At 62.0% G+C, this 4,422-nt stretch carries 3 protein-coding genes; all 3 read left to right on the top strand.

Annotated features, from left to right (window positions below; translation table 11 throughout):
• Positions 1 to 791, top strand: a 791-nt coding sequence (locus tag WDA27_14720; GenBank protein ID MFA5892177.1) for a hypothetical protein, incomplete at its 5' end; no start/stop codon positions are given.
• 70 nt (positions 792 to 861) lie between these two features.
• The gene (locus WDA27_14715) at positions 862 to 3,708 is read left to right on the top strand and encodes an SNF2-related protein (GenBank protein ID MFA5892176.1); all 2,847 of its coding nucleotides are present in this window, start codon (positions 862 to 864) and stop codon (positions 3,706 to 3,708) included.
• On the top strand, positions 3,705 to 4,422 hold a 718-nt coding region (locus tag WDA27_14710), incomplete at its 3' end, for an ATP-binding protein (GenBank protein MFA5892175.1). The genes WDA27_14715 and WDA27_14710, both read left to right, overlap by 4 nt.

Below are 4,422 nucleotides of genomic sequence, written 5' to 3'. Positions count from 1 at the left end.
AGCGGACAGCGGCAGGGTTTGAACTCCAATTGCCGATGACCGTTCAACTGAAGCTCAACAGCACGCTCGATCCCTGCCCGATGCTAAGCAACATTTCGGCGGTCATCACTGCAGTGAACGACGCGGGTAAAGAGGTCACGCTGACGCGCGTCCGGCATTATGGATGGCTCATTGGTGCGGTCAAGGAGTCGTCCACGCCGGCGGTAATGATTTGGAGCGATTCCCTTTTGGCACTGATTGCCTATGAGCGGTTCCGTGACGGCAGACGGCCGCGATTTAAGATCGCACTCAATGCGGAACTCTGTAAACTTGTACCGCCATCCTTGGTGGGGGGGCCAAGGAGGCGCACAGAGCCGTTCACGGTTCAAGGGACTGCGGACGTTTCTTACCCGAGTGACGTGTGGGTCAAGTTGGTGCGTGACTTGGCTATCTCGTATCCGGTTCTCATCGAAGTTCCGCTTCCTAGCTCTCCACCAAGCCCATGGGATGGGGTTTGGCGCGCCATCGGCGAAGCGACAACGGCGTTTGAACGGGGCGGCGAAACTGGTTGGAAGGGCTGCATCAGCGCGGTGCGTCTAGCCCTCGACCGTTGGCGGGAGGTCGAGGCCGAGGATATGGGGCCAAGTGATCTTAAGAAACGTACAACGAAACAGCGCCTCGACAACATCCGCTGGCATCTGCGGGAGTACACACATCTTGCGCCACATAGCGGTGCGGAAGAGTTCACGCGGGACGATGCGCTGTTGATGCTCTCTACTCTCTCGGCGCTCCTGGGGGTCCGTAAGCCATAATGTACCCAGTGTGTTTGAAACCCAACCCGTCCGACCGTTCACTGAACGGAGACAAACCCCACATGGCTGAATGACCACGGCATTTCACAGCAAATATTGGGCACATGAGCTGACGCTCCGGGCGGCGACCGGCAGCATCGAGTCGATCTCCCGCTCGATCGCGGGCGCCCGCGTAGACCTCAATCCCCACCAAGTGGATGCCGCTCTTTTCGCGCTTCGCTCGCCGCTCACGCGCGGGGTCGTGCTGGCGGACGAGGTTGGCCTGGGGAAGACCATCGAGGCGGGCATCGTCATCGACCAACGGTGGGCAGAGCGGAGGCGTCGCATCCTTCTCATCGTGCCCGCGATCCTGCGCAAGCAGTGGCAGCAGGAGCTCGAATCCAAGTTTTACCTGCCCACGGCAATCCTCGACTCAAAGGTCTACAACGATATCGTGGAGGCTGGGAACCCCACCCCGTTCGTCATGGCGGACCGGCTGATCGTCTGCTCGTACCACTTCGCGTCGGCGAAAGCCCAAGAGATCAGCCGCGTCCCGTGGGACCTGGTCGTCATCGACGAGGCGCACCGCCTTCGGAACGTCTTCCGCAAATCCAGCAAGCTCGCCCGCAACATCGTGGACGCGGTCGCGCAAGCGCCGAAGCTCCTGGTTACAGCTACGCCGCTCCAGAACTCGCTTATGGAGCTGTACGGCCTGGCAAGCGTCATCGACGACCACATCTTCGGCGACGCGGCCTCGTTCCGGGACCAGTTCGTCCGAACCGTGGATGAGCGAATGCGCAACGCCGAACTGCGAAACCGGCTTCGCCCCATCTGCACCCGGACGCTCCGCAAACAGGTGGTCGAGTACATCCCGTTCACGCGGCGCGTCCCCGTGACGCAGGACTTCCGGCCGAACGACGAGGAGTACGCGCTGTACGAGCGGATCTCTGCATACCTTCAGCGCGAAGGGCTGATCGCCCTGCCCGCCAGCCAGCGCACGCTCATCACACTGGTCCTGCGGAAACTGCTGGCCTCGTCCACCTTCGCCATTGCGAAAACGCTGGACCGCCTCATCGCCCGGCTTGAAGACCTATCGGCCGAGCAAGGCCCTCTCCTGGAAGACGAGGACATGGAAGGCCTGGATGAACTCCAGGACGAGATGGAGGAGCAGGAAGAGGAATTCGAAGAGGAAGAACCGCAGGAAGAGAAGCCTATTGATCCAGCAAAACTTGCGGCGGAGCTTGCCGAGTTGCGCGGCTTCGCGGAGCTGGCCCGCAAGATTTCCGTAAACGCCAAGGGCGAGGCGCTCATACCCGCCCTCAAGGTCGCCTTCGAGCGAGCCGAGCGGCTGGGGGCGCAGCGCAAGGCCGTGATCTTCACCGAGTCGCGCCGCACCCAGCAATACCTCTTTGACCTGCTTTCCGGCCGGGGCTACAAGGACCAGCTCGTCATGGTCAACGGCTCGAACAACGACCCGCACTCTAGGGTCGTCTACGAGCAGTGGCGCGAACGTCACGCCGGGCAGGAAGTGGTCAAAGGCTCCCGGCCCGTGGACATTAAGGCGGCCATCGTGGAGCACTTCCGCGATCACGCGACCATCCTCGTTGCCACCGAGGCGGCAGCGGAAGGCGTGAACCTCCAGTTCTGCTCCCTGGTCGTCAACTTCGACCTCCCCTGGAACCCCCAGCGGATCGAGCAGCGCATCGGTCGCTGCCACCGCTATGGGCAGAAGCACGACGTGGTGGTCGTCAACTTCCTGAACCGCCGCAACGAGGCCGACCAGCGTGTCCTCGAACTCCTGAGCGAGAAGTTCAAACTCTTCGATGGTGTCTTTGGGGCGAGCGACGAGGTGTTGGGCGCACTCGAATCCGGCGTGGACATCGAGCGGCGCATCGCTCAAGTCTACCAAACCTGCCGCAACGCCGAGGAAATCAAGGCTGCGTTCGACCGGCTTCAGGCCGAACTCGACGAGCAGATTCAGGCCCGCATGGCCCAGACCCGCGAGGTGCTCCTTGAGCATTTCGACGAGGACGTGAGCGCGCGCCTACGCGTCTACCGCGACAAGGCGCTGGAGACCCTGTCCAACCGCGAGCGGAGTCTTCTGGAACTGACGCGCACCGAGCTGGACGGCGAGGCCCGCTTCGAAGCTGAGCAGCCGCGCTTCCTCTATTCCGGTGCGCGCGCCCGGCAGGGTTGGTATCACTTCGACTGGAAGGAGGCGGAGAAGAACGGTGACACGTTCTACCGCCAGGACCATCCCCTCGCCGCTCATGTCATCGAACAGGCCCTATCCCGCGAACTTCTCCCGGCGACGGTGAGGCTGGACTATGCCGCCTATCGTCAGGTGATCAGCGTCCTCAAACCCCTTGTTGGTTCCTCCGGATGGCTCAAACTATCGAAGCTTACCGTTGAGTCTCTCGATACGGAGGAGTTCGTAATCTTTTCCGGGCAGACCGATTCCGGGAAAACGCTCGACGAGGAGATCTGCCGGAAGCTGATGCTCCTGCCCTGCAAGGTCGAGAGCCAATCGCCGGGCCCCGCGCCGGACCTGTCGGCAATCCGTCAGGCCGAGATGCAGAGCAAGATCCATCAGGTCGAGGAGCGGAACGGGAAGTTCTTCGACGAGGAGGTCCTGAAGCTCGACCGCTGGTCCGACGATCTCAAGCTGGGTCTGGAACGGGAGATCAAGGAGCTCGACAAGCAGATCCGTGAGGCTCGCCGGGGGGCGGCGTTGGCCGGTTCGCTCCATGACAAGCTGGAAGCCCAGAAGTCGCTCAAGGCGCTGGAGACCACCCGCAACCGTATGCGCCGGGAACTCTTCGACGCGCAGGACGCCATCGATGTACAGCGCGACGAGCTGATCGGGCGGATTGAAAAGCAACTACGCCAGAGACACGCGCTCAAATCCATGTTCGCGGTCCGGTGGAGGCTGACATGATCCTGAAATCCCCCACCAATGAAAAGGAACTTGTCCGGCTCCTGAAGCAAGGAGAGGGACCGACCCTGGAGTTCAAACGCTCGACCGGCGAGCTGCGCGAGGGGATGCAGACGATCTGCGCCTTCCTGAACAGCGCGGGCGGGATCGTGCTCTTCGGAGTTCGGCCGGACGGCGCAGCCGCGGGACAGGAAGTCTCCGACCAGACGCTCCGGGAAATCGCGCAAGCTTCCGACCGCTTTTCGCCCTCGATTAACCTCTCCATCCGACGCATCAAGTTCAAGACCGGCCGCGAGGTCGTCGCCGTTTCGGTCGAGGGCGGCCTGGATGCCAAGCCGTTCACGTATGACGGCCGTGGATACGAGCGCGTTGGTAGCACAACGCGGCGAATGACCCAGGTCAGATACGAGAAGGTGCTTCTCGATCGCGCCCGCGGCAAACGCCGCTGGGAGAATGAACCGGCTGAGGGCGTCGAACTCCGGGCTATCGACCGTGAAGAAGTTTTCCGAATCGTTGAAGCCGCCAAGTCTGAGGGACGCCTCATCGGTTCCGTCGGCAACCGGGTGGCGGACGTTCTGGACCGCCTCAAGTTGCGCCGGGATGGCCGAATTCTTCAGGCGGCGGTGGTCCTCTTCGGGAAGGAGTTTCTGCCGGACTATCCGCAGTGCGAACTGCGCATGGCGCGCTTTCGTGGGAAAGATAAGACGGAGTTCCTGG

This window comes from Actinomycetota bacterium (assembly GCA_041658565.1).
GTDB lineage: Bacteria > Actinomycetota > AC-67 > AC-67 > AC-67 > JBAZZY01.
The sequence above is the reverse complement of the archived record's forward strand: the minus strand, read 5'-3'. Positions and strand labels throughout refer to the sequence as shown.